The organism is Streptacidiphilus jeojiensis (genome assembly GCF_042510965.1).
In the GTDB taxonomy this organism is placed as follows: domain Bacteria; phylum Actinomycetota; class Actinomycetes; order Streptomycetales; family Streptomycetaceae; genus Streptacidiphilus; species Streptacidiphilus jeojiensis.
Genome location: NZ_JBEUKS010000004.1, coordinates 397,689 through 423,235 on the forward strand (window position 1 = coordinate 397,689; position 25,547 = coordinate 423,235).

Below are 25,547 nucleotides of genomic sequence, written 5' to 3' on the forward strand. Positions count from 1 at the left end.
CGGGCGGCTAGGGAAGGGGCGCGACGGGCGCGTAGTAGCCCTCGAGGTCGGCTACGACGTCGACGGTGCCGTTGTAGTTGTAGACGGTGATGTAGCCGCTGCTGTCGACGGGGACGGTGGCCAGGATTGGCCGAGTCTGGCCGGGGGCGAGGTTGATGTTGGACGCGGTGGGGCGGGTGCCGCCGCTGTAGGCGGTGAGGTAGGTGCCCTTGTCGCTGCCGATACCGGTCAGGTTGAGGGTAACCGCGGTGGCACCGACGGGGACGCCGTGGGTGCCGGTGACCTTGATGCGCAGGGTGGAGTTGGGGCCCAGACGCCGCTTGGGCGCCCCGGTCCCGTTACGGGTGTCGACGAGCCGGCTCGGAGCGAGCGGGAGATAGCCGGTGGCCGGTTGCCCGCCGTAGGAGAAGTAGTACCCCTGTACGTCGACGATCAGGCTCACACTGCCTGCGTGGTTGCAGAACTGAGCGCCGTCGGAGACAGGGACGACGACGAGGTTGGAGGTGGTCTGTCCGGCCTGGAAGTTCAGGTTCGAGGCGATGGACTGGACCGATCCCTCGCGGTAGACACCGATCCAGCCGCCTGAACTCGCCCCTGTCGCGGTGACGTTGAGTACTGCCGCCGCCACCGCGCCGTTGCCGGGCAGCACGGCGGGAAAGCTGTGGGTGAGGCACTGTCCGGGCTGCAACGGCGCCTTCTGTCCACCGGTGCCGATCCGGGTGTCGACGACCCGGGTGGGCGTCGTCGGCAGGTAGTACGTAGCGGACGGATCCCAGGCGTTGACGGGGGAGGTGCGGAAGTACCCCTGGATGTCGGCGACGAGGTCGACACTGCCGCTGGCGTTGTAGAGGTCGACGTAGCCGTCGTTGCTGACCGGGACCGTCACCAGGTTGGGGTTGACCTGCCCGGCCCGGAAGTTGAGGTTGGAGGTGCCGGGGCGGGCCGAGCCGTCCGGGTAAGCGGTGATCACGCCGTCGGTGGAGGCGTTGACATCGGTCACATTCATCGTGACCGCCGCTACTCCCTTGGCGGGGATGCCCTGCGCGCCTGCGACCTTGATCTTCACGATGCCGCCTGGGCCGATCTTCGCCTTGCGTCCCCCGGTGCCGATACGGGTGTCCAAGACCCGCGGCGGGTACACCAGCGGAGTGAAGGACGTGCCCAGCGTCACCTGCTGGGTGGCCGTCGCGGACCGGCCGCCGGCGTCGGTGGCGGTGTCCGTGACCGTGTAGGTCCCCGGGCCGGGGAAGGTGTGCTGCAGCTGCGGCTTGGGTCCGTCGGCGTGCACCACGGGTGAGCCGTCACCGAAGTCGACCGTGTGGCCGGTCACCGCCCAGGGGGAAATGGCGGAGAGGGTTGCCCCGACGGAGCTCGGACTGGTGGACGACGTGCTGAAGCCCAGGTGCGGGACCAGCGGCCCGGGGCTGCCGACCTTGATGGTTCCCGTTCCCTTGCCCGACACCCCGTCCGCCCCGTGCACGGTGACGGTCACCGTGTAGGTGCCCCCGGCGGCCAACGCGGGGTTCTGGAACGTGTGGCTGATGCTCGGTACCGTCGAGTCCTGGGTCGGGGTGCCGTCGCCGAAGTCGAAGGTGTAGCCGGTGACCGGAGTCGACCACGTGTTCTGGACAGCGGCGGTCACGGTCACCGGCAGGGGCGCCGGTCCCTGGGTCGGCGCCATCGTCACGGCCGAGACGGTGAGCGGGTCCTGGAACTCGGAGTCGCCGCGGTCGGTCGTACCTGCGCCGGTCCCGGTGTTGGGCACGAGCGGGTCGTCGACACGGGCACGACCGCCGACGTCGGTCGCGGACTCGCCCGGGGCGTCGGCGTCGCCGGAGTCGATCAGCGGGGACCCGTCGGCGACAGCGGGGAACGGGGCATCAAGCGCAAGGGTGTCCAGATCGTGTCGCCCCTGGCCGGTGGCCGCGTAGAACTCCGCGCTCGACGTGAACCGCTGTCCGCCCCAGTTGTAGGCGGAGCGGTAGGTGTCGGTGCTCGGGTCCGCTGTGACGGCGTTGTAGTCCGCCGTGACGAAGGCCGCCGAGTCGGCCGAAACGACGATCTGTGTATGGGACAGCGGCGAGATCGCGGTGTTCTCGACGGATCCGGATGAGCTTCCGGTGATGCTGAGACCCGTCCCGTTCTGCACTTCCACGCTGACGCCTGCGACACGCAGATCGGTCGTGCCCTCGGCGTCGAGACCTATGTCGTTCGCCTGTGCGACAGTGAGCCAGGAACTGGCCACGGTGACGTGGGACGCACCGGCGGCCACCTTGACTGCAGTGCCGAGGTAGGCGAGGAAGCTGCTGGCTGTCACGTTCACATCGGACGAACTGCCATCGATGTCGAGACCGTCCCTGGTCCCTGAGCCCGCGCTCATCAGCGTCGACCGACTCAGGTTGATGTGCTGTGCGTTGACCAGAGCGACGGAGGCTGCGCCGCCGGTCGCATGCGTCCGCAGACTGTCGAGGTTGACGTACTGGGCGTTCCTGATGGTCAGCAGAGCGCCGTCAATACCGGGGACGCTTTGGTTCGTGAGCACTCCGGAGAAGGTGATCGGTGCCGCTGCCGTCCCCGACCGACTGATGACAACCGGCCCAGAGGCGGTTGCGTTGCGAAGCATGACGGTCTGTCCGGGTTCCACTGTGTCGGCGGCCGCTTGCGCTGTGCAGAAGGGGGCAGCGTCACTGCCCGGCCCGGTGTCGCTGCAGGCGGTGGACGTCCGGTCGACATACAGCGTCGTCGGGGTGTCGGCGCGGGCGGCGGCGGTGCCGAGGGCGGTGAGGAGCAGGGTGGTGACGGCGGTGGCTGCGGTCAGTGCGCGTCTGCGCGGCATGCGGATGTCCCCCCGGGCCGGGGGAGCGCGTGTGGGCGCGCTGCTGACTCCGGCCGGTGCTTCGTGTGAGGTCTGTGTGGGGGCTGAGCGTAGCGCGTGAGAATGCTTCCAGGTCAAGGGGGTTGGTCAGGACTCCAGGAGGGACTGGCCGACATATCCCCCACCGGCGGGCACACCGCCCGGGACGGCGTAGAGGCCACTGGATTCGTGGCGGATGAAGACCGAGAGGGCGTCGCCGCGGGCGAGCTTGCGCTGGACCGGGACGAAGCCGGTGAGCGGGTCGGCCTGGAAGGCGGTGAAGAGCAGGCCGGCGTCGGGGGCGCCGTCGCTGCGGAAGCCGTCGTGGTAGGAGTAGCCGCGGCGGAGCATCGCGGCGCCCTGGTTGGCGTCCGGGGTGGCGACCCGGATGTGGGCGTCGCCGGGGATGGCCAGCGAGCCGTCGGCGTTCTGCTTGTCGAGGTCGACGGCGGTGGTCTCGGTTCCCCCGGACAGCGGGGCGCCGGAGCCCTTGCGGCGGCCGATGACCCGTTCCTGACGGTCCGTGGACTGCTGGTCCCAGCTGTCCAGCAGCATCCGGATCCGCCGGAACACGGCGTAGCTGCCGCCGGCCATCCACGCCGGGTCGCCCTTGGCGGGGACGAAGATCCGGGCGTCGAAGGTGGAGTCGGTGGGCTTGGGGTTGTTGGTGCCGTCGATCTGCCCCATCAGATTGCGGCCGGTGTGCGGCTGCGCGGTCGCGCCAGGGGAGCGGCTGAAGCCGCTCATCTGCCAGCGGACCGTGGCGGCGCCGGCCGCCAGCCGCTGCAGGGTGCGCATGGCGTGATGGGTGACCAGGGCGTCGTCGGCGCAGACCTGCACCCAGAGGTCGCCGTTGCTGCGGCTGCGGTCCAGCGCGTCCTCGGGGAAGGCGGGGAGCGGGGCGAGGGCCGCGGGGGCGGTGGCGGAGATCTTGGGGAAGGCCGAGGCGCCGAAGCCGAAGGTGACGGTCAGTGAGGAGGGGCCCGCGTCCAGGGCCACGTCGTCGTCGGCCAGGCCGGGCGGGGTACGGCCCTCGGCCAGCGCCGCCGCCGCTGCCGACCAGCGCTTCATCAGCGAGACCAGGCCGGGCCGGGCCGTGCCCGGGGTGAGGTCGAAGGCGGTGGCCACCAGCCGCGCCTGCATCGGCTGGACGATCCCGGCCTGGTGCGCGCCGTGGAAGGGCACGCTGTCCGCGCCGAGCGAGGTCAGTGCGGTGGCGGCCGGGGCCGCCGCCAGCGCGTGCGCGCCCAGACCGCCGCCCGCGCCGACGGCGAGGCCGGCCGCGCCCGCAGTCCCGGCGGTGGCGAGCAGCCGCCGCCGGGACAGCCCCTGCCGGGTGTCGTGCCTGTCGTCCTGGTCCTGCGTCATCTCAAGCGCTCACGTTCATGGTCGCGGTCACGGTCGTCTCGTCGATGGCGTCCGAGCGGACGCTCACCGACAGCTGCCAGCTGCCCGCCATCGGCAGTTGCAGGGCCGAGGCGGCCCAGTGGCCGATGTCGAGCTTGGACAGCTTCACCGGCAGCGGGCCGAGGCTCTTCGCCGGGAGGGTGAGGGTGACGTCCAGCTCCGGCTCGTCCACGGGCTTGCCGTTGCTGTCGTAGACATAGGCGTGCAGCACGTTGCTGCCCACCCGGGCCGGATCGACCTCGATGCTGACCTTGCCCTTGGCGTTGGCGCCGGGACCGCCGGTGTCGAACGGCAGGGTGAGGTCGGCCGGACCGCTGGTGATCTGCTGCACCTGCCCCGCGGCCCTGGCCTGCTCGCTGACGGAGCGTCCGGGCGGTGCGTTGGTGAGCAGGGTGGTGACGATCAGCACGATGACGGCGAAGGTCACCTCCAGCAGGACGGAGCGCAGCAGCATCCCGCGTGCTGGGCTGGCCTCGCGGACCCGCTGCGCGGTCGCCGTGCGGCGGGCGGCGTCCTGGCGTTCGAGCTGCGCGCGGCGGACCGGGTCCGGTTCGTCGGCGGGCGTCTGAGCGGGGTCGGCCTCCGCCGTTGCCGTTGCCGCCGCCGTTGCCGCCTCCGTGACCGCCACCGCCTCCGGCTCGCTGCCGAGCAGTGCGGTCCAGCGGCGGGACATCCAGGCCGCGGCGAGGATCACCACCACCGCGCCGATCTTCACCAGCAGCAGCCGGCCGTAGGTGGTCGAGGTCAGGGCTCCCCAACTGCCCAGGCCGCGCCAGGCCTGGTAGACGCCGGTTGCGACCAGCGCCGACACCGAGCCCATCGCCACCGCGGAGAACCGCCGCACCTGGGCGACGCCGATCCCTCCCTCGGCGACCGGGGTGCGCAGCCCGACCAGCACCGTGGCCAGTCCGCCCAGCCAGAACGACATGGCCAGGATGTGCACCACGTCCAGCGGGACGGCGAGGCCGACCTGGATGCCGACCGAGGCGTGGTCGGCCAGCGCCCAGGTGCAGGCGAGAGCGATCGCGATCACCGCGCCGGCGATGCCGAGGGTGAGCCGCAGCCGGCGCTCGGTGGCGGGGTCCGTCTCCCCGGCGATCCCGGCAGCCCCGTCGACCGCGCCGTCCTCGCCGTCCTCGCCGACCTCGACGGAGTCCCCGGCGTCCCCGGCCGGCCGGCCGACCCCGTTCTGGCCGCCCAGCATCGACAGGAACACGCCCGCCGCTGCGAGCAGCAGCATCCGCACCACCAGCATCGTCCCCAGATGCTCACTGAGGGTGCGTTGAATGACCGTCAGATCGAAGGCCTGACCGATCCCGGTGGCGGCCTCGTACGGCCCGCGCAGCAGCAGTTCCGCGACCGTGGCCAGCAGCAGCCCGGCCCAGCCGGCCAGCATCAGCCGCTGCACCGAGCGCCGCCGCACCCCGGCCGGCCAGCACAGCAGCACCAGCGCCACCGAGCCGACCAGCAGCGCGCAGGCGGCGTACTGCACCGTCCGCGAGCCGCCGTAGAGGGCGCCGACCAGGGTGGTGCCCTTGATCGGCTGCTCCCCGGCCACCGGGGTGGTGCTGGAGGTGTGCCCGTACGAGAAGGTGAAGGCGCCGGAGACCGGGTGGGTGTCGGCGGAGACGGCGCGCCAGGCCACCGTGTAGGTGCCCTGGGCCAGGCCGGACGCCAGCGCCACTCGGGCGGTGGTGTCGTCGCTGCCGTTGTGCCCGGTGGGGCCGCTATCCACGCGCTTGCCGGACGGGTCGAACACCCGGAGGTCGTCCGTCGCCAGCGTGACCTGCTCGCTGAAGTGCAGCACGATCTGCGTCGGCGCGCTCTGCACCACGGCGTTCTGGGCCGGGTCGCTGGACAGCAGCGCGGCGTGCGCGGACGCGCTGGTCGCCCCGGCGAGCATCAGCGCGAGCAGCAGCCCGAGCAGGACGGTCAGGGAGGCGACCCGGGTACGGGGGGCAGTCTGCATGGTCCGCATGGCCGTCACTTGGTCGTCGGGGTCGGGGAACCGGTCGGGGGCTCGTAGGTCAGCGGCTGCACGGTGGCCTCGACCGTGACCGTTCCGGAGTGCTGGAACGACAGCCGCAGCTCGATCTGCTGGCCCACCCTTGGTGCGGGTTCGATGCCCATCAGCATCACATGGGTGCCGCCCCGGGCGAGCTGCGCGCCGCCGTGCGCGGGCACGTCCACGCCGTCGATCTGCTCCATGGACGTCTCGGTGGACCGGTTCAGCGCGGCGCTCTGCACGGACGGGCTGCTCACGCCGGTCAGCCGGTCGGCGCTGCCACCGGTGTTGCTGATGTCGAAGTAGGCGACGGCCATGTCCGGGGTGGCGGAGAGCGGTATATAGGCGTTGCTCACGCTGATCCGCGCGGCGGAGCCGGCCGTGGACGTGCCGCCGCAGCCCGCCAGTCCGAAGCCGAGTGCGAGCGCCGCGGCAACGGCTGCGCCGGCCAGGGCCGCCCTGCGCATCATGCCGTCACCCCTTTGATCAGCAGCGGCAGGTCGTGCAGGTAGGTCGCCGAGGTGGTGCCGCTGGTGTAGAGGAGGTGCGCCTTGCCGTCGGTCGGCGAGTACGCCAGGACCTGGGCGCCGTGCACCGGTTCCTGGCCCTTGGTCGGGGCCTCGACCGCGACGCCGACCGACTTGGCGGCCGCGATGATGGTGTTGATGTCGCCGGTCAGCCCGATGAAGCCGCTGTTGAAGGAGTTGAGCCAGCTGCGCAGGGTGGCCGGGGTGTCCCGGGCCGGGTCGGTGGTCACGAACACCACCTCGACCGACTTCTGCTGGGCCTTGGGCAGCTTGGAGATCGCCACCGCGATGTCGCCGATGGTGGTCGGGCAGACGTCGGGGCAGTGGGTGTAGCCGAAGTAGAGCAGCACCGCCTTGCCGGCGGTCTGCTTGGCGATGTCGAAGGGCTTGCCGCTGGTGTCGGTGAAGGTCGCGGCGGGCTTGTCGAAGGTCCGGCCGAGGCTGACGCCCTGGTAGCCGGAGCTGCTCTGGCCGCTCAACTGGTTGACGGTGCCGGTGCTGTCGCCGGAGGACGATCCCGAGGAACTGCCGCAGGCGGCGAGCAGCAGGCCGGCGGAGGCGGCGACGGCACCGGTGAGCAGGGAGCGGCGGCGGAGGTGCGGCGGCTTCGGTTCATTCATGACGCGGTCCATTCCTACGGCGAGGCTGTTCGTTCGGCTGGTCCGGGGACCTTCTGGGTTCAAGGGGGGTGCCGGTGCGCGGGGGCGGGCCTTCCGGACCCGGCCGGTGGGGAGGGCCGAAGGCCCGCCCCCGCGCGGGATCAGATCACTCGCCGCCGGTGCCGCGCGGAGAGCCGCCGCGGCGCCAGCCGAGGAAGCCGAAGCCGACGCCGAGCAGGCCGATCACCACGCCGACGCCGGCGAGCACCCGGGCCGTGGTGTCGCTGCCGACCTTGGTGGCGGCCGTCGTGGTGGTGACGCTCGGCTGCGCCGAGGCGGAGGCGCTGTCACTGCTGCCGGAGGCGGCCGCAGCGGTCAGTCGCAGCACCGGGGCCGGGTTGGCCGGCTCGGCCTGGCCGGCGACGGTCGGCTGGATCCAGCGGACGACCGAGCCGTCGCTGTAGGTCTGCAGTGCCTTGAAGGTGAGCGAGTCGGTGTCGGTGGGCAGCGGGCCCAGCGACAGCGCGAAGTCCTGGAACTGGCCGGGCTTGATCGTGCCGCCGCTCCAGGTGATCTCCGAGACCGCCTCGGTGACCTGGCCGTCGTCGGTGGTGATCGGCTTGGTCAGCTTGGTCTTCTGCACGGTGACGGTCCAACCGGGGATCGCCTCGGTGGCCACCGAGGCGATCGGGTGGTCGACCGGCAGGTACAGCTCCACCTTGGTGGTGTTGGTGCTGGTCTCCTCGTTGGGGACGCGGACGTTCACCTCGGTGTAGCTGCCCTGGACGGCGGTGCCGGGGTTGACGGTGACGTGCGCCGAGGCGGGCCCGGCGAGCAGCAGCAGGGCCGTCGCGGCGAGACCGGTGACGGCCGCCGCACGGCTGCGCAGCAGCTTGGGACGGCGTGGTTCGGGGCGCGACTCGGACCGGCGTGGTTCGGAACGGCGTGACGCCGACAGGATGGTGGAACGCATGGTGGCAACTCTCCAGCGGTGGAGGTACGGGGGCAGGGAGGCATGGCCGACCTGCCCTGCCCGTACTGCCGGAGAGATGCGGCGTCGGGGCGGGTCAGGCCGGAAGGGCGCCCAGCGGGGGCCCGCGCCTGACCACCTGGTGGCGCAGCAGTGCGCCGCGCGGCCGTTGCCGTCGCTCCCGGCCGTGCCGCCGGCGGACGGCCGCGGCGCCGTCCTCGGAGCCGCCGAGCCGGCCGCGCAGCAGCGCGGCGGCGAGGGCGAGCAGGGTGCGCAGCGGCGCGGTCCAGGTCTGCGCGAGGGTCTCGGCGACCTGGCCGGTGAGCCGGAGCAGCCGCCAGAGCGCCGCCTCGCCGCGGCGGAGCCACCAGCCGGCGGTGAGCGCGGCGAGGAGGTGGCCCAGCAGCATCAGCGGGGTGAGTCCCAGCAGCCCGCTGTGGGTCCAGAACGAGGACAGCTGCGGGGTGGTGCCGCTGACCACCAGGTGCGGGTCGATGCCGGCCCGCTGGACGATCTGTGCGGCGGTGGTGCCGCGCGGCAGCGCGGCCGTGGCCGAACCGGCCGGGCCGCAGAGCAGCTTGGCGGCGAGCGCGGCGAGGGCGCTGCCGCTGCCGGACGAGCTCCCGACGCCGTCCATGCCTGCCATACCTGTCATGCCACTCATGCCACTCATGCCACTCATGCCGGACATGCCATCCATGCCGCTCATGCCCTGCATGCCCGCCATGCTGCCCATGGCCGCCTGGTGGAACAGCAGGTGCAGGCCCAGCTGGCCCGCCGCCAGGGCCCCGACGATGGACGGCAGCCGTCGTTCCCGTCCGGCCAGCGCCGTCGCGATCGCCCACACGGCGAGGCCGCCGAGCAGCAGCGCGGCCGTCGGGATCCGTCCGCCACCGCCGAGGCAGTGCCCGAGCGCGGACACGACGACGCAGACCACCGCGAAGGGCAGTGCCCTCAGCATGCGGAGGTCCAGCGCGGCGGCGCGGTCCGGCGTGGCGGCCGGGGCGGCTGGGGACACAGACATGACGTCGGTCAGTCTCTCACCGTGCCCGGGGCCGGCTGCGGCTGGGTGCCGCGAAGACCGCTCCTACGGGTGGAGCGTGCGCCCGCGTACGCGCTCGTGGATACGCCCCGGCGATGCCTCCCACTACGCGCTCCGCTTCGGTACGTCCGCTAAGGGGGTGACAAGTTCCCGCCGTGACGATTGATTCCCCTGACGGTCGGTTATAGGTAGTGGTATGTGGAGCCGCAGCCAGGAGGAGCCTGCCGTGGACATCTGGTGGTCTCTGCACCTTCGGCGTGAGCCGGCGAGCGTTCCGCTCGCCCGACGCATCCTGTTGGGGACCATGGCCTCGGCCGGTGTCGACCCCGACATCTCGCACGAGGTCGGCGTCGCCCTCACCGAAGCCTGTGCCAACGCGGTGGAGCACGCGGCGCATCTGACGGACACCGGCGAGGACAGCGGGTTCCAGGTCACCGCGACCATCGAGGACGGCTGCCTGCGGGTCGAGATCACCGACACCGGTCCCGGCTTCTCGGCCGACCCCGACTGCGCCTCGCCCGCCCCCGGGACCGCGGCCGAGACCCCGGCGTCGACCCGGATCCGTCCCTGCGTGACGGCCCGCAGTCGGCACGGCCGCCGCCGGGCCGCGCCTGCCCGTACCCGTCCGGTTCCGGTCCCGGTGCGGGCGGGCCGTCCCGCCGCCGGCCTGGACCTCGGCCCCGGCGAGACCGCGGCGGCCTTCGCCGACGCCGGCCACGAACTGCCCGACCTGTGCGCGGAGAACGGCCGCGGGCTGTTCCTGATCCGGGCGCTGATGGACCATGTGCAGTTCCGGAACCACCCCGGCAGCGGCGCCGTGGTCTCCTTCGACAAGGTGCTGAAGTACCGCGACCGGCCGCTGCTGCACGCCTCCTGAGCGGGACCCCTCCCGGTCCGGTCCCGGTCCGCTTGACCCTCACGCGACGTGAGGATCCAGGCTGGTCCGCGGAAGGGAGAGAGCCATGAGCTACTCGGTGGGCCAGGTCGCCGGCTTCGCCAGGACCACGGTGCGCACCCTGCACCACTACGACGAGATCGAGCTGCTGACGCCGAGCGGTCGCACGGCGTCCGGCTACCGCCGCTACGACGACGCCGACCTGGACCGGTTGCAGCAGATCCTGTTCTACCGCGAGCTCGGGTTCTCCCTCGAAGAGATCGCCACCATCCTGGACGACCGCGAGGTCGCGCCCTCCGAGCACCTGCGGCGTCAGCATGCGCTGCTCACCGGGCGGATCGAGCGGCTCCAGCGGATGGCGGCGGCCGTAGCGGAAGCACTGGAGGCACGCACCATGGGAATCAAGCTGACCCCCGAGGAGAAGTTCGAGATCTTCGGCGAGGGCTACCAGGAGTACGAGGACGAGGCGCAGGAACGCTGGGGCGGGTCCGACGCGTGGAAGCAGTCCCAGCAGCGGACGGCGAAGCTCAGCAAGGACGACTGGATCCGGATCAAGGCCGAGGGCGACGAGATCATGCGGCGCATCTCGGCGGCGGTGCGGGGCGGCGCGGCCGCCGACAGCGAGGTGGCGATGGACATCGCCGAGGAGCACCGGCAGCACATCTGCCGCAACTTCTACGACTGCAGCTACACCATGCAGCGGGGGCTGGCCGAGATGTTCGTCGCCGACGAGCGCTTCCAGGCCACCTACGAGGACCTGGCGGAGGGCGCGGCCCAGTGGTTCCACGACGCCGTCCTCGCCAACGCGGACCGGGGCGAGGGTCGGTAGCGGGCTCAAGGTTGGCGATGGTTGCTGTTCGCGCACGCCTTTGAAGCAAGCAGAGCCCCGCGCCCCTAAAAACACATGCAACCGGGCCAGTTGCAGCACCCCAGGGGCGCGGGGAACTGCGCGACCAACCCGCTACGGAGGTGCATGGTCGGCAGCGCAGTTCCCCGCGCCCCTGAAAAGACGACTACGCCGCCGTTCCGAAGGAACGCCGGTACCCGGTGGGGGTGGTTCGCATGGCGCGGGTGAAGTGGTGGCGGTAGGTGGCCGGGCTGTCGAAGCCGACCGCCGCGGCGACCTCCTCGACGGTGCCGTCCCCGGCTTCCAGCAGCGGGAGGCTGGCCGCCACCCGCTGTGCGACCACCCACCGGATCGGGCTGGTCCCGTTGCGACGGGTGAAGTGCCGCAGGTACGACCGCTCCGACATCCGTGCGACCCGTGCCAGCGCCGACACGGTCAGCGGCTGCGCCAGCCGACCGAGCGCCCAGGCCATGCTGCGGGCCACCCCGTCGTCCTCCTCGGCCACCGGCCGCACCGCCGCCTCGATGAACTGGGCCTGCCCGCCCTCCCGGTGCGGCGGCACCACGAAGCGGCGGGCGACCGCGTTGGCCACCCGCGCGCCGTGGTCGCTGCGGACCAGGTAGAGGCAGAGGTCGATGCCGGCCGCGCTGCCGGCGCTGGTCAGCACACTGCCGTTGTCGACATAGAGGACGTCGGGATCGACCTCCACCCCCGGGTACCGCTCCGCGAGCAGCGCGGCGTAGCGCCAGTGCGTGGTGGCCCGCCGGCCGTCCAGCAGCCCGGCCGCGGCCAGGGCGAAGGCGCCCGAGCAGATCGACACCAGCCGCGCGCCGCGCGCATGCGCCGCCTGCACCGCCGCGACCAGCGCCGGCGACACCGCGCCCCCGGCGTCGGGGACGCCGGGCACGATCACGGTGTCCGCGGCGGCCAGCACGTCCAAGCCGTGCTCGGCCTTCAGGCTGAACCCGCCGACGGCCCGCAGCTCCCGCCCCGGCTGCTCGGCGCAGACCTTCAGCTCGTACCAGGGGAGTTCACCGAGCTCGGGCCGGTGCAGTCCGAACACCTCGACCACGACGCCGAGTTCGAATGGCGCCATGCCGTCGAACGCGAGCACGGCGACCGTGTGCGCGCTCTCGGACGGCGGGCGCGAGGCGATGGTCAGCATGGCGGGATCTTAGCGGGAGGGACAGTTCACGCCAGTCCAAAGAAACTTTGAACCCACCCGCAACCTCGCCGGGGGATGGACGTCTATGGCTATGAAGGCGCGGGGAGCGCCTTCAAAAACCGAGATACGACACCTGTGGGGGAACTCCGTCATGAGCGCATACCTTTCGTCACGTATTGCGAAGAACATCACCGCTGTTGCCGTCGTGGCCGCCGCCCTCGGCGTGGCCGGGGCCGGCGCTGCCCAGGCGCAGACCAACTGCGGCGGTGACACGGTCATCGTCGACCGCCCCGGTGCTCACCCGGTCAAGAACGCGCCGGTCCACCACGGCGGCATCAGCCTCGGATACAGCGCGCCGATCGCTCCGATGACCGTCGGTTCGCCCTGGGAGTTCACCCTCAGCGAGTACAACGGCACCGGCGCCGGCTACCGGAACGTCGCCGTGGAGCCCAGCTTCATGGGCTGGGTCAGTGTCGGGGGCGACCGGCTCGGCGGGATGACCCCCGCCAACACCCATCTGCAGGCCCTGATCGGTGGGGTGTGGAAGAACGTTCCGCTCGCGACCGGCTGCGACCCGGCGATGGGCATCAACAGCACCGTGGTGGACCACCCGCTGGCGGCGGGCGCCCACTGGTCGCAGAAGTTCCGGCTGACTGTCGACCCCGGCGTGGCAGCCCAGCTCACCAGCTTCGACTTCCTCGATGCGGTCATCGCGGACGGCTCCGACCAGTTCGTCAAGCCGTCCGGTGACAACGGCGACCCCATAGCCGTGACGCGCCCCGCTGCCTCCTCCACCTCCACTTCCACCCCCAGCGCATCTGTGACCGCGACCCACTCGGCCGGCGCCTCGCCCACCTCCTCCGCCTCCGCCTCCGCGAAGGCGTCCGCGCCGGCGACCACCGCCCCGGCTACCACCGCGCCCGTCACCACCCCCGCGTCCACCTCGCCGGCGACCGGCGCCCCGCAGCTCGCCCGCACGGGTGCCTCCACTCCCACCACCCCGCTCGCCGCCCTCGGGGCAGGTCTGCTGGCCCTGGGTGGACTCGTGGTGACCCTCTCCCTGCGGCTGCGCCGCGGGCGGCGTGGATAATCTCGGTCGCTTACAAGATCACGACCAGGGGGGATCATGTCCGCACTGACAGCACCTGCCGGGGTGACGCCGTTCGGCAGACCGGCCCGAGGGGGGCTGCGCCGCCTGCTGGTGGCGCTCTTCGGGGCGGCCGCCGAGGTGGAACCGCCGCAGCGTCCACGATTCCGGCTCCTGAGGGGCGGCGAGGCGGAGCACGAGGAGGAGCAGTCGCCCACCCTCACCGATCTCTACCACCACCACCGCCTGGGCCTGGTCAGGCTGGCGATCCTGCTGGTGGACGATTTGCAGAACGCCGAGGACGTGGTGCAGGAGTCCTTCACCGCGCTGTACCAGCGTCACGGTGAACGCCTCGACGACCTCGACAACGCGCTCGCCTATCTGCGCACCACCGTGGTCAACAACGCCCGATCAGTGCTGCGACGACGGCAGACCGCACGGGCCTACGTCCCGCCGCACGAGCCGGACGCGGGGTCCGCCGAGGACCAGGCGGTCCTCAACGACGAGCACCGCCGGGTGCTGGCCGCCCTGCGTGAACTGACCGATCGTCAACGTGAGGTGCTGGTGCTGCGCTACTGGTCGGACCTGACCGAGGCGCAGATAGCAGAGACCCTCAACCTGTCCCGCGGTGCAGTGAAGTCGACTGCCAGCAGGGCTCTCGACGCCCTCGAGAAGAAGCTGGAGCAGGTGCGATGACCGACCCCGGAAAGCCGCACGACCCCGACCGGCCCGAGGATGAGCGCCCGGTGGAGCGACTGCTCCGGGCCGCGCTCGGGGAGCGGGCCGCCCAAGTCGGCCCCAACGACCTGCGCCCGGCGGCCCCGCCCGCGACCACCGTCCGCCGCACCCGGCATCTCTACACGATCACGCTGCCGCTGGTCGGCCTGGCCGCGGCGGGAATGATCGGCTACTTCAGCTTCGACGGCGTCCGGACCAGCGCGGACCACACGGTCGGCCCGGCCGTCAGCGCGAGCACCGCGCCGTCACCGCGTCCGTCGCCGCCAGCCTCGCCTTCGGACTCGCCCTCGCCCTCGCTCTCGTCCTCACCGTCGCAGCCGTCCTCGACGTCGCCCTCGGCGCCGGGGTCCTCGTCCCCCGCCTCGACCGGTCCGGGCGCGTCGGCGAGCGCTCCGGCCACGTCGACCCCGACGACCGGGGCCGACGCGGCCTCGGGTCAGTACGTCGCGGCGGCCTGGCTCCAGCCGTCCGAGTACCCGCTCGACACGCAGTTCCGATGGAAGCCGAGCGGCGGGGCCACACCGTCCAATACCACCGGTGCCTTCCAGTGGCTCTACACCTGCGGCAGCGGAGACCCCACCACCGAACTGGGCACCGAGTCGATATCGACGCTCGACTTCAACGCCTCCTCGTTCACCGGGTCCAGTGCCCCGCAGGCGGCGCAGGTGACGTTCTACTTCAAGGACGCCGGCACCGCGGCGGCCGCGCTGGACGCCGTCCAGCACGACTACACGGACTGTGCGTCGCGCCTGAGCGCCCGGGGGCAGACCGACATGACGTCGGGCAGGAAGCTGGTCTTCCAGGTCACCCGAACCGCCACCGGGGCATCGGGCTTCGGCTACCGCTTCGTGGCACGGGACACCGCGGGCAAGCCGGCCGACATGCCGGATCTGCCCGCCGACGCCCAGGAGTTGTTCGCGCGCTCCGGCAATGTCCTGACGATGGTGGACATCCAGGGATCCGGCGATCAGCTCGACCCCTCCACCGATGCCGCCCGAGTCCTGGCCGCCATGGCCACCCGGCTCGGCGCCTACCCCCGCTGACACCCCCACCGAGCCGGAAGGGGCGCCGTCGGCGGACGGCGCCCCTTCCTCTGCTGCGGCGGATCAGCCCTTGAGCCCCGCCATCCAGGCCTCGACCTCGGTCGACGACCGCGGGAGCGACGCCGAGAGGTTGCGGTTGCCGTCGGTGGTGACCAGGATGTCGTCCTCGATCCGCACGCCGATGCCGCGGTACTCCTCGGGCACCGTCAGGTCGTCGGCCTGGAAGTAGAGGCCGGGCTCGACGGTGAGCACCATGCTTGGCTCCAGCACGCAGTCCACGTAGGCCTCGGTGCGCGCCTGGGCGCAGTCGTGGACGTCCAGGCCGAGCATGTGGCCGGTGCCGTGCAGGGTCCAGCGGCGCTGCAGCGCGAGTTCCAGGACGCGGTCCACCGGGCCCTCGACCAGGCCCCACTCGACCAGGCGCTCGGCCAGCACCCGCTGGCTGGCCTCGTGGAAGTCGCGGTAGCGGGCGCCGGGCTTCACCGCGGCGATGCCGGCCTCCTGGGCGTCGTGGACCGCGTCGTAGATCTTGCGCTGCAGCTCGTCGAAGCGGCCGTCGATCGGCAGGGTGCGGGTGACGTCGGCGGTGTAGAGGGTGTGCGTCTCCACGCCGGCGTCCAGCAGCAGCAGTTCGCCGGGGCGGACCTCGCCGTCGTTGCGGACCCAGTGCAGCGTGGTGGCGTGGGCGCCGGCCGCGCAGATGGAGCCGTAGCCGATGTCGTTGCCCTCGACCCGGGCGCGGCGGTAGAAGGTGCCCTCGATCCAGCGCTCGGAGCTGGCGACGGCCTGGGCCAGCTCGCGGACCACGTCGGTGAAGCCCTTGGCGGTGGCGTCGCAGGCGGCCTGCAGCTGGGCGACCTCCCACTCGTCCTTGACCAGCCGCAGCTCGCTGAGGAAGACCCGCAGTTCCTCGTCGCCGTGCCTGGTGGTGTGCTCGGCGAGCGCCGCCTCCAGCGCGGCGTCGTAGGAGCGGACGATCCGGGTGGTGGCCGGCTTCTCCTCGGCGGCCAGCGTCAGCTCCGCGACCACCTTGCGGACGTCGCGGGTGGGCAGGCCGAGCAGGGCCTCGGCCTCGGCCAGGCTGTGCCGGCGGCCGACCCACAGCTCGCCCTGGCCGTCCAGCCAGAACTCGCCGTTCTCCCGGTTGGAGCGCGGCAGCAGGTAGGCGGTGGCGTCGTGGCCGCCCTCGGCGCGGGGCTCCAGCACCAGCACGGCGTCCTGGGTCTGGTCGCCGGTGAGGTGGACGTACTCGGTGGCGGCCCGGAACGGGTACTCGGTGTCGTTGGCGCGGGTCTTCAGGCTCCCGGCCGGGATCACCAGCCGCTCGCCGGGGAAGCGGGCGGACAGTGCGGCACGGCGCTTGGCCGCGTACGCGGACTGCTCGACGGGGGCGAGGTCGCGCAGCTCGGTGTCGGCCCAGCCGGACTTCATGACCTCGGCGAGCTCGTCCGAGAGGGCCGGGTAGAGGCCGTTCTTGCGGCCCTTGATCGGCTGGTCCTGCTCCTCGTCGACGGTCTCTGCTGCCTCGGCCGTGGTCGGCTCGGTCGCCTCGTTCACCTGCGTCGCCTCCTGCTCGTACGGGACCACCCGCGACAAGGGGGCGGTCGGTACGATCCTAGGTCCTGCGAACAGGGGGGCGAAAGGGTCGGAGTACCCATACGTCCCTTACCCGGAGCTGCTGCTCCGGGCCCCTGCTCCGGGCCCCTGCTCCGGGCCCCTGCGCGCAGCCCCTACTCGAAGCCCGCCGCCAGCAGCACGATGTCGTCCGCCCCGGCCGGGCCGTCGGCGCCGTCCAGGCAGGTGCTGAGCAGGTGTGCGCAGAAGCGGTCCGGATCGTGCCGGGCCTCGCGCGGGGCGGCCGCCGCGGCGGAGCGCAGTTTGGCCTGCCCGGCGTGCAGCGAGTTGCCGCAGCGGCGGGCCAGGCCCTCGGTGTAGAGCAGCAGCAGGTCGCCGCGGTCCGCCCGGAGCTCCACGCCCGGGGCCTCCCAGCAGCTCAGCATGCCCAGCGGCGCGGACAGTGAGGTCTCCACGAAGCTGGCGCCGAAGGAGGTGACCAGCAGTGGCGGGCACTGCCCGGCGCCGGCGATGGACAGCTGGCGGGTGCGCGGGTCGAGGTAGGCGTAGAGCGCGGTCGCGGTGCGGGCCGGTTCGGTGGTCTTGAGCAGCAGCTCCAGGTCGCCGAGGACGGAGACCGGGTCCTCGCCCTCCAGCACCGCGTAGGCGCGCAGCGCGGCGCGGATCCGGCCCATCGCGGCGGCGCAGTCGGGGCCGCCGCCGTTGACGCTGCCGACGCTCAGCGCGAGGCTGCCGTCCGGCAGGGCCAGCGCGTCGTACCAGTCGCTGCCGGCGGACAGGTCGAGCCCGGCGGGCAGGCAGCGGGCGGCCAGCTGGATGCCGGGGACCCGGGGGAGCCGGTCCGGCAGCAGGCCGCGGCGCAGCGCCTCGGTGGTGCGCCGGAGCCGGTCGCGCTCGATCTCCTTGGCGATCAGACGGGAGGCGGCGGCGCAGTAGAGCGCGGCCAGGCGCTGCTGGCTCTCGGTGGGGGCGGTCCTCACGGCGCCGGACACTGCTGTGCCGGACACTGCTGTGCCGGACACTGCTGTGCCGGACACCGCTGTGCCGGCCACCGCTGTGCCGGCCGCCGCGGCGTCGGGTGCGCCGGGGGCGGCTGAGAAGAACCAGATGGCGGCGCCGAACGGGTCGCCGCCCTCGCCGGGGGCGACCAGCGGGAGGGCGAAGGAGGCGTCGATGCCCAGCTGCCCGGCCACCTGCTGGAAGCGGTCGCCGACCACCCCGGTGCCGCCGCGGGCCGCGGTGGGCCCGGGGCCGAGCAGACCCAGCGTCATCGCCTGGGCGGCGCCGCCGAGCAGGCCGGCGTAGGGGCCGCTGTCGCGCGGTACGGTCTCCAGCGCGCCGAGCGCCGGGCGGTCCAGGCCGTAGCCGATGGTGGTGCCGGGGGAGTCGATGGTGCCGAAGGCGGCGAGGCCCTCGGGGGCGTCGACGCCGTCGGGACCGTGCGCCGGGGCGTCGGCGAGCAGCAGCATGCCGCGCTGGGCGCCGAGGATGGCGGCGCCGGCCTGCAGCGCTCCGCGCAGTGTCTCCTCCAGGCCGGAGGCGGCGGTCAGCCGCTCGGTCAGCTCGTAGAGGGTGGTGAGCTCGGACTGCTCGGTGCCTGCGGCCGGGCCGCGGTCGATCGGGTCAGCAGCCGGTGGTGCGGTGTCGACCGGGGTCTTCGGTGCCGGGACGGCGGGTGCCTGCCCGTCGAGCGTGCAGTCGTCGAGGGTGCGGCCGGTTCGGGGTGAGGGGGAGTCAGCCATGGTGTGCGCCCTTCGCTGCGGGTGCGGGCTGCAAGGGGGACGCACCGAGGGGGATGACAGAGCGTGAAGTGATTTGTCCGAAATAACTAATTTTGCACCCCCGTGTCATGCCGTGAGGCAATTAGTGACTTACTTCTACACACACCGATCGGGTGATGTCCAGGACTGTGAGGTGCCAGGTGATTGGTGTCTTTGCCCGAATATCTGGCCGAAAAACATCGCTGTTCGTCATCGGCGCGTGGAAAGGGTCCGGCCGACCTCGCGCCACTGCCCGAACTCCCGCAACCCGGCCCGTACTCCCCCGCGGCGGGGCCGGTGGGACCAGTCGACCGGCACCTCGGTCACCCGGAATCCGTGCCGCATCAAGTCGATGATCAGACCGGCCATCGCCCCGGCGCCGCCGGACAGCGGCTCGGCGGCGGCGAAGGCCTTCCTGGTGAGACACAGTTCGGCCGCGACGGGACGGCCGGCGGAGAGGCCGGTGGCCCGCTCGACGCCCCGGCGGGCCCGGCGCGCGGCCGCTCCGGTCTCCGCTGCGGTCCGGCTCTCCCGCGCCAGCACCGCGTCCGCGAGGCCGGCCTGCACCGGCTCCAGCAGCCGGACCGCCTCGGCGGCGTCCGTCTGGACGTCGGGCTCCAGGAACAGCAGATGGCGCGGCGCGGACCGTCCCGATCCGGCCATCCCCCGATCAGCCCCGGACACCCCCCGATCAGCTCTGGCCACCCCCCGATCAGACCCGACCGCGCCCGGGTCCGTGCCGACGCCCGCCATCGCCTCCAGGGCGGTCACCTCCGCCACGCCGCGCAGCAGTGCCTCGGTCCGGCCGGCCCGTGCCCCCAGCCGGATCACCCGCGCCCCGGACTCCTCGGCGACCCGCGCCGTGGAGTCGGTCGACCCGGTGTCGACCACCACGACCAGGTCCACCCCCGGCAGCCGCCGGGCCGCGATCACCGTCAGGGCGATACGTGATGCCTCGTCATGTGCCGCCATCACCACCGCGACCGAGCGTTCCGAGGGAGTTCTCCCGCCTTCGAGCTCGTCATTGAGCTCGCCGCCGTGCGGGCTGTCCGGCGTCGGTTGCGCGTCCATGTCCGGATCGTACGAGCACGAGGGGTCCGGCGCGGCCCCTTCTGGACATGCCAATGCGCCAACCGCTGCTGGAACGGCCTCCGATGACCCGAACGGTGGAACCGCCGCCGGATCGACCGCGTCATTCCGGACGATGCGTCAATCTCGTGAGTGGACGTGTTCGCGAGGCCCTTCGGCGGGGCCGCCCGGGGAAGCAGCCCGAAAACATCCTGCAAGCCGTAGCGGGAATGCTGAGGCAACATCCGGGTTCCGGGGTACAAGCCTGACGGGGACGGCGGAAAAATCGCCACCCTGCGCCACCCCCCCGCCAGGTTCCGCAGAGCGCGTCGGGCGTGGTGCGCTTCTCGTTGCGCGAGATCACGTACCGATCCTTGACTGGTCACGGAAAGGAACGAGTGCTCATGCGCGGGGTTCTCAACACGATCCGCCCTCGGTACCTGCTTGCACGGGGGCTCGCACGGGCGCTTTCCGCCGGTCGGCGCAGGGAGCGGTCACTGCTCCTGTCCGCGGCCACGATCTACGCGCAGGACTGGGGCTGGCCGGTGCTGCCGGGCGCCGTCGCGGGCCGGGAGCGCTGCGCCTGCCCGCGTCCCGACTGCCCCACCCCCGGGGCCCATCCCTACGATCCGCCGCTACTGGCTGCCACCACCGACTCCAGGATGGTGCGCTGGTGGTGGCGGCAGCATCCGGACGCGCCGCTGGTGCTGGCCACCGGCGGCCCGGTCTCCGCGGTCAGCCTGCCGGCCTCGGCCGGGGCCCGGGTGCTGGAGTACTTCGACGCGCTGCGGATCAGGACGGGCCCGGTGATCGCGACGCCCACCAGGTACGTCATGCTCGTCGCGCCCTACACCATGCAGGAGTTGGCGGAACTGCTGATCGCCCAGGAGTGGGTGCCGACCAGCCTGCGCTACCACGGCAGCGGGGGGTACGTGGTGCTGCCGCCGTCCAGGACCGGGGCCGGGGTGCTGCGTTGGGCCCGTGAACCGGTGCCGGGACCGGGTGTCGACGGGGTGCCGTGGCTACCCTCGGTGAGTGATCTGATGGGGGCTCTGGTCGCCGCCAGTGCTGCGGTCCCCGACGGGGCACGGCTGGCGTACTGAGCGTTCGGCGTTGAGCGCGGCCGCCTCGGAACGGGCGGGCAAAGATAAGGCCCGGCCGCTGGCGACGGGGGATGCACCAGCGACCGAGCTGTTTAAACCGTAACAAGTTTTGGCGCCCAAGCAAATTCCCCGGGCGGAGCCAGAAGCGGTGTTTCTGCCTCCACCTGGGGAATTGTGATGCATGTCACTGAAAAATGGACCGCGTCGGACAATCGGTGTCGCCGAACGTGCCTGAACGGATGCAATCCGTAAGGCGCTCCGGTCAGCCGAGGGTGACCTGACGGTTCACCAGACCGGCGCGTGCGCGGCGCTCCTGACCGGTGAGCGGCGCGCTTTCGGCGAGTGCGCCGGCGAGTCGCTCGGCGAAAGCGGCAGCCGGCTTCTCGCAGTCCTCCGCCGTCATCTCCGCGGGCAGGTCCCACACCGGCACGGTGAGCCCGTGCGCCCGGAACGAGCCGACCAGCTTGGTCCCCTCGCCCAGCCCCGCGTCCTCGGTCGCGGCCAGCCGCGCCAGCGCGTCCAGCAACTCGTCCTCGGCGTACGGCATCACCCACCGCAGGTGGTTCTTGTCCGGCACGGAGCACCAGTAGGCGGTGTCCACCGAGGCCAGCCGCACGGTCGGGATGATGGTGGCGTTGGCGCTCTCCAGCGAGGCGGCGACCTCGCCGGTGGCCGTCTCCGCATCGTCCAGCCAGAACTCGAAGCCGCTGTGCAGGGCCGGCTCGAACGGCGCCGCGGTGTCGACCAGCTGCTGCAGCCGCGCTGCGTCCGCGGCCGGGCGGCGCGGCGGCACCGGGGTGCCCGGCTCGGCGGACAGCGCCTGGAGCAGGGCGTCGCCCAGGTCCCGGCTGATGTCGCCGGAGGAGCCGTGGGTCTGCAGGCCCAGCAGCACGCTGCCGTCCTGACGGCGCATCGCGGGCCAGGCCATCGGCAGCACCGTCGCCAGGGTCACCGAGGGGACCTCGCCGTTGGCGCCCTGCAGCGCCGCCGCGGTCAGCGTCAGCGGCACCGTCGCGGCCGGGACGAGCTCGCGCAGCGCCACCCAGTCGCCCTCGCCGGGCAGCCCCTCGAACGGACGCTGCACCAGTTCCTGGACGGCGTGCGAGGCCTCGCGGCCGTGGCAGGCCTTGTAGCGGCGGCCCGAACCGCAGGGGCACGCCTCGCGCGCGCCGACGACCGGGACCTCCCCCGCGGCTGCGGTGGCTGCGTTGTTCGACCCGGCGCGTACGGGCGCCTTCTTCGGCGGCTTCTTGGCCATGGTGCGGTTTCTCCCGGTGCGGCGGCTGCTTGTTCCGCACCGAGCCTAGTGGTGCCGCGGGTCCCCGCCGGTCACGCCGCAGCGCCCCGGAGGGTGTCCGCCGCGGCGCCGCCCCGCTGACGTGGTGTCACCCTCACCCGGTGGCGACGCCGTCGCGCCGGGCATGACGGGCCCGCACCGGGAGCACCGCCCACACGGTCACCTCGCCCGGGGCGTCCCTGACCCCCCAGTCGCTCGCCAGCTGTCCGACGATGCCCAGACCGCGACCGCCCCGCGCGGTCAACGAGGGGCTGCCCCGGCGCGGCCGGGTCGGCCCACCGCCGTCGGTCACCTCGACGGTGAGCAGTCCGTCGCTGTGCAGCTCCCAGCCGACGACCACCCGGCCGCAGTCCCCCTGCGCGGGTCCCTGTCCCAGCCAGGCAGCCTGGGCGTGCGCCCGCGCCGACGGCTCGGCGGCGGACCCCGGGTGCATCCCGTCGTGGGCTGAGGCCGGTGCCGGCTCCAGCGGCCTGGCGTGCCTGCAGGCATTGCTCAGGAGTTCGGAGAGTATGAGCACCGCGTCGTCGATGACGACGTCGGGCAGATGCTGCGCGGCGAGGTCCTTTCGCAGTCGACGCCGCGCAGTGCTCACGCTCTCGGGACCATGGGGCACAGCCATGGTCGCCGAAGAAGTCGGCACATCACGCGCTACCACCAGCGCCACCCCCGGACCTCCTCCTCAGCTGTCAGCCAGGGTGTGAATGCCCGTTGCAAGCACGGCGGAAACGAGAACAGAAGCACCACGGCATGCCGAAAAAGCAGCTGGAGACGGAGTTGTCCCACTCATTTCACTAAGCGTAGCCGACTCGTCACTGAGGGTTTATCGGGGGTGGTGAAGAATGGTGAACCGGGTGAATTTCCGGCCATTCCGCTGCGCCCGCGTACGCCTGCCGAAGCAGGCTCCCGACTCCGCCATGGTCCGCACTAGCGGCCCAACTGGTCAAGTACCCGGCGCGGATGATTGGTGATGATGGTGTCCACGCCGAGCCGCAGGCACAGCTCGACGTCCTCCGGATCGTCCACCGTCCACACGTGCACCCGGTGCCCGGCCCGGTGCAGCGCGGCGACGTAGCCGGGGTTGGCGCGCACCAGGTCGATGCCGGGTCCGGCGATCCGCGCCCCGTGCGGGAGGGTGCCGTCGCGGAAGCGCAGCGGCACCCGTTCCATCAGGAAGACCGTCGGAATGGCGGGGGCCAGCTCCCGTACCCGGCGCAGCGAGAGCTGACTGAAGCTCATGATCCGCACCGGGGTGCGCTCGCCGTCCGCCGGCGTGACCAGATCGAAGCGGTGCAGCAGCTCCAGGAGCCTGCGCTCCACCAGGCCCGCGTAGCGGGTGGGGTGCTTGGTCTCGATCGCGAGCTCGATGCGGCGGCCGCAGCCGGTGGCGAACTCCAGCAGCCGTTCCAGCGTCAGCACCGAGGTGTGCTCGGCGTCGGCCCAGTCCGCCTCGTCGGCGTCGGCATCGGTGTCGGCATCGGTGTCGTGGGCATCGGCCGTCCCGGTGGCGGCGCGGGCGGCCTTCCAGGAGCCGAAGTCCAGCTCGGACAGCTGGGCCAGCTCCAGGGTCGACACCACGCCCCGGCCGTTGGAGGTCCGGTCCACCCGGCGGTCGTGCACGCAGACCAGATGCCCGTCGGCGGTCAGCCGGACGTCGCACTCCAGGGCGTCGGCCCCCTCGTCGACAGCCAGCTTGTAGGCGGCCAGGGTGTGCTCGGCGAGGGTGCCGGAGGCGCCGCGGTGGGCCACCACACGGGTGGCCGCGCGATTGGGCAGCACCTGCTGCCGGTGGGCCTTCGACTGGGGAGCGTTCGACACGCCACCAGCCTAGGACCGGCCCCCGTGCGGCCCCGGCAGCGGCAGATGAATTCTGACGGTGTGACCGGTTAACGGTCCCGGTCACGCTGCCCGGCACCGGCACCGGTCACAGCTCCTGCTCACAGCCCGCGGCGGAGCAGCGGCGTCAGCGCCCAGGTGATCAGGGCCGGGACGACGAAGGAGAACAGCGAGGCCGAGGTCCACACCTGGGGGTGGACGTGCAGGACGTTCTGGGCGTGGGCCCAGAACGAGGGCCAGAAGTCGGCCCAGCCGGTCAGCTGGGCCGGGGCGATCAGCTGGTAGACCACGAACCCCACCGCCCACGGCAGCAGCGTCAGCCACCGCGTCGGCGCGGTCTCGCCGAGGTCCCAGCCGCCCTCCCGTCGCCCGCCGCCACCCTTGTCGGACGCGCTGCGCGCGGCACCTCCTTCGCTGCGCCCCGCCCCGAAGTAGAAGTCCACCGCCAGCACTGCCGACAGCGGCACGAACACCGCGCCGATCAGTCCCAGGAAGGACTCGTACTCGCTGAAGTCGGTCACCAGCAGGGCCAGCAGGGTGACCAGGGTGCCGAGTCCGATGGTGAGAATCCGGCGGTCCACCCGGGGCAGCAGGTTCTGCACCGACATCGCCGTCGAGTAGACGTTGGCGAAGGACTGGTCCGCCTCGCGCAGCACCAGCACGGCGAAGAACAGCCAGCCGGCGGTGACGCCCATGAAGGTGCTGAAGATCCTGTCCGGGTCGCCGCCGACCTGCAGCAGCGCCAGCAGCCCCACCGCGTAGCACCACACCTGGGAGACCGTGTAGCCGGTGAACGCGCCCCAGAAGGAACTGCGGGTGCTCCTGGCGTGCCGGGTGTAGTCGGCGGCCAGCGGGACGAAGGAGATGGAGACCGCGATCACCGAGTCGACGGCCGGCAGGAAGCCGGTCCAGTTGCCCGGGGAGGGGTCGTGCACCCCGTGCCGCACCAGCTCCACCGTGAAGAACAGCATGGCGATGCCGACCGCGACCGCGACGTACTTGCGCAGCACCCCGATCGCGCCGAGCGGACGGATCGTCATCGCGGTGGTCAGCACCCCGGCCAGCACCACGTAGAGCCAGTGCGGGCCGCCGCCGAAGAGGGCGTCGGCGCCCATCGCGATCACGGTCAGCTCGAAGACGCCCCAGCCGAGGCACTGCACGATGTTGAGGACGGTGGGCAGATAGGACATCCGGGTCCCGAACAGCCCGCGCAGGATCGCCATGGCGGGGGCCCCGGCCCTGGTCCCGATGACGGCGGCGACACCGAGCATCACCGAGCCGATCACCGTGCCGACGACGATCGCGGTGACGGAGGCGGCGAGGGACAGGTCCTTGCCGTTGAAGACCAGTACGGTCGCGGCGCTCTGGAAGCCGATCAGGCTGACGCCGAGGTTGGTCCAGAAGGCGGCCTGGTCGCGGAAGCCCAGCGTGCGCGGGGGCGAGGTGTCCAGCAGCAGCGGCGCCTCGGCGCGCGGGGACCCGGTCACCCGGTCGAGGACAGGATTGGGGGAAGGCGAAACGGACGTCACGAGGCTCAGCTCCCTACGCCGGCATTACCCGGTCAGGTTCAGGCGGTCGGCGCCCCGTGTTCGGCGCCCTCTCAGCCTGGATGGGTCCAAGCTCCCGCGTATGTGTTCGATGACATGCTAGGGGCAGCCGGTCGGCGAGCCAAGGATGAATGTCCGATGAGCTGTAGATGAGCTGTGAGCGGGGGGCGTAAGAAAGCTCTCAG

At 72.2% G+C, this 25,547-nt stretch carries 21 protein-coding genes and 1 riboswitch; of the genes, 6 read left to right on the forward strand and 15 right to left on the reverse strand.

Annotation, left to right across the window (positions count from 1 at the left end):
• Positions 1–7: 7 nt before the first annotated feature.
• The 7 genes from ABUW04_RS14115 to ABUW04_RS14145 all read right to left on the reverse strand — a co-directional run bounded on the left by ABUW04_RS14115 (position 8) and on the right by ABUW04_RS14145 (position 9,386).
• Positions 8–2,836 carry a PKD domain-containing protein gene (locus ABUW04_RS14115; protein ID WP_380564804.1) on the reverse strand — a complete coding sequence of 943 codons (2,829 nt, stop codon included), beginning with the start codon at positions 2,834–2,836 and terminating at the stop codon, positions 8–10.
• Positions 2,837–2,962: 126 nt separating this feature from the next.
• Positions 2,963–4,222, reverse strand: a complete 1,260-nt coding sequence (gene efeB / locus ABUW04_RS14120; RefSeq protein WP_380564806.1) for an iron uptake transporter deferrochelatase/peroxidase subunit — start codon at positions 4,220–4,222, stop codon at positions 2,963–2,965.
• Position 4,223: 1 nt separating this feature from the next.
• Positions 4,224–6,230 carry a copper resistance protein CopC gene (locus tag ABUW04_RS14125; RefSeq protein WP_380564808.1) on the reverse strand — a complete coding sequence of 669 codons (2,007 nt, stop codon included), beginning with the start codon at positions 6,228–6,230 and terminating at the stop codon, positions 4,224–4,226.
• Positions 6,231–6,244: 14 nt separating this feature from the next.
• Complete coding sequence (locus ABUW04_RS14130; RefSeq protein ID WP_380564810.1) at positions 6,245–6,736, reverse strand: copper chaperone PCu(A)C; 492 nt, start codon at positions 6,734–6,736, stop codon at positions 6,245–6,247.
• Positions 6,733–7,413, reverse strand: coding sequence for an SCO family protein (locus ABUW04_RS14135; RefSeq protein WP_051725233.1), 681 nt, complete (start codon positions 7,411–7,413; stop codon positions 6,733–6,735). The genes ABUW04_RS14130 and ABUW04_RS14135 overlap by 4 nt, the downstream gene beginning before the upstream one ends.
• 145 nt (positions 7,414–7,558) lie before the next feature.
• A complete protein-coding gene (locus ABUW04_RS14140; RefSeq protein ID WP_380564812.1) occupies positions 7,559–8,365 on the reverse strand; it encodes a YcnI family copper-binding membrane protein in 807 nt (268 codons plus the stop codon).
• A 94-nt stretch (positions 8,366–8,459) separates the two neighbouring features.
• The gene (locus ABUW04_RS14145; RefSeq protein WP_380564814.1) at positions 8,460–9,386 is read right to left on the reverse strand and encodes a hypothetical protein; all 927 of its coding nucleotides are present in this window, start codon (positions 9,384–9,386) and stop codon (positions 8,460–8,462) included.
• 244 nt (positions 9,387–9,630) lie between these two features.
• On the opposite strand from ABUW04_RS14145, the gene ABUW04_RS14150 reads away from it, so the two are divergent.
• Positions 9,631–10,281 (forward strand): ATP-binding protein, encoded by a 651-nt coding sequence (locus ABUW04_RS14150; RefSeq protein ID WP_030253536.1) that lies wholly within the window; start codon positions 9,631–9,633, stop codon positions 10,279–10,281.
• Between the two features lie 85 nt (positions 10,282–10,366).
• A complete protein-coding gene (locus tag ABUW04_RS14155) occupies positions 10,367–11,128 on the forward strand; it encodes a MerR family transcriptional regulator (RefSeq protein WP_380564817.1) in 762 nt (253 codons plus the stop codon).
• A gap of 184 nt (positions 11,129–11,312) precedes the next feature.
• Here the strand turns inward: ABUW04_RS14155 and ABUW04_RS14160 are convergent, their stop codons facing one another.
• Positions 11,313–12,311: a helix-turn-helix domain-containing protein gene (locus ABUW04_RS14160; protein WP_380564819.1), complete on the reverse strand. Its 999-nt coding sequence runs from the start codon at positions 12,309–12,311 to the stop codon at positions 11,313–11,315.
• Between the two features lie 151 nt (positions 12,312–12,462).
• Here ABUW04_RS14160 and ABUW04_RS14165 point away from each other — a divergent pair, with 151 nt between their 5' ends.
• From ABUW04_RS14165 to ABUW04_RS14175, 3 genes are read left to right on the forward strand one after another with little or no spacing between them, the layout of a single operon-like run.
• Positions 12,463–13,401 (forward strand): hypothetical protein, encoded by a 939-nt coding sequence (locus ABUW04_RS14165; RefSeq protein ID WP_380564821.1) that lies wholly within the window; start codon positions 12,463–12,465, stop codon positions 13,399–13,401.
• Between the two features lie 36 nt (positions 13,402–13,437).
• Complete coding sequence (locus tag ABUW04_RS14170; RefSeq protein ID WP_380564823.1) at positions 13,438–14,094, forward strand: SigE family RNA polymerase sigma factor; 657 nt, start codon at positions 13,438–13,440, stop codon at positions 14,092–14,094.
• A complete protein-coding gene (locus ABUW04_RS14175; RefSeq protein WP_380564825.1) occupies positions 14,091–15,179 on the forward strand; it encodes a hypothetical protein in 1,089 nt (362 codons plus the stop codon). Before ABUW04_RS14170 ends, ABUW04_RS14175 begins: the two co-directional genes overlap by 4 nt.
• A gap of 63 nt (positions 15,180–15,242) precedes the next feature.
• On the opposite strand, the gene ABUW04_RS14180 is transcribed toward ABUW04_RS14175, so the two are convergent.
• The 3 genes from ABUW04_RS14180 to ABUW04_RS14190 form a co-directional block, all read right to left on the reverse strand.
• Complete coding sequence (locus ABUW04_RS14180; protein ID WP_380564827.1) at positions 15,243–16,736, reverse strand: aminopeptidase P family protein; 1,494 nt, start codon at positions 16,734–16,736, stop codon at positions 15,243–15,245.
• Positions 16,737–16,909: 173 nt separating this feature from the next.
• A complete protein-coding gene (locus tag ABUW04_RS14185; protein WP_380564829.1) occupies positions 16,910–18,496 on the reverse strand; it encodes a PP2C family protein-serine/threonine phosphatase in 1,587 nt (528 codons plus the stop codon).
• Positions 18,497–18,724: 228 nt separating this feature from the next.
• On the reverse strand, positions 18,725–19,585 hold the full coding sequence (locus tag ABUW04_RS14190; protein WP_380564831.1) for a glycosyltransferase family 2 protein: 861 nt from the start codon (positions 19,583–19,585) through the stop codon (positions 18,725–18,727).
• A gap of 401 nt (positions 19,586–19,986) precedes the next feature.
• On the opposite strand from ABUW04_RS14190, the gene ABUW04_RS14195 reads away from it, so the two are divergent.
• The gene (locus ABUW04_RS14195; protein WP_084714041.1) at positions 19,987–20,685 is read left to right on the forward strand and encodes a bifunctional DNA primase/polymerase; all 699 of its coding nucleotides are present in this window, start codon (positions 19,987–19,989) and stop codon (positions 20,683–20,685) included.
• 262 nt (positions 20,686–20,947) lie between these two features.
• On the opposite strand, the gene ABUW04_RS14200 is transcribed toward ABUW04_RS14195, so the two are convergent.
• The 4 genes from ABUW04_RS14200 to ABUW04_RS14215 form a co-directional block, all read right to left on the reverse strand.
• Positions 20,948–21,943: a DUF5926 family protein gene (locus tag ABUW04_RS14200; protein WP_380564833.1), complete on the reverse strand. Its 996-nt coding sequence runs from the start codon at positions 21,941–21,943 to the stop codon at positions 20,948–20,950.
• 133 nt (positions 21,944–22,076) lie between these two features.
• On the reverse strand, positions 22,077–22,646 hold the full coding sequence (locus tag ABUW04_RS14205; RefSeq protein WP_380564835.1) for an ATP-binding protein: 570 nt from the start codon (positions 22,644–22,646) through the stop codon (positions 22,077–22,079).
• Positions 22,647–22,906: 260 nt separating this feature from the next.
• Positions 22,907–23,755: a glycerophosphodiester phosphodiesterase family protein gene (locus ABUW04_RS14210; protein WP_380565041.1), complete on the reverse strand. Its 849-nt coding sequence runs from the start codon at positions 23,753–23,755 to the stop codon at positions 22,907–22,909.
• 161 nt (positions 23,756–23,916) lie between these two features.
• Positions 23,917–25,302, reverse strand: coding sequence for a purine-cytosine permease family protein (locus tag ABUW04_RS14215; RefSeq protein ID WP_380564837.1), 1,386 nt, complete (start codon positions 25,300–25,302; stop codon positions 23,917–23,919).
• A 34-nt stretch (positions 25,303–25,336) separates the two neighbouring features.
• A riboswitch (TPP riboswitch) is annotated at positions 25,337–25,452 on the reverse strand.
• Positions 25,453–25,547: the final 95 nt, after the last annotated feature.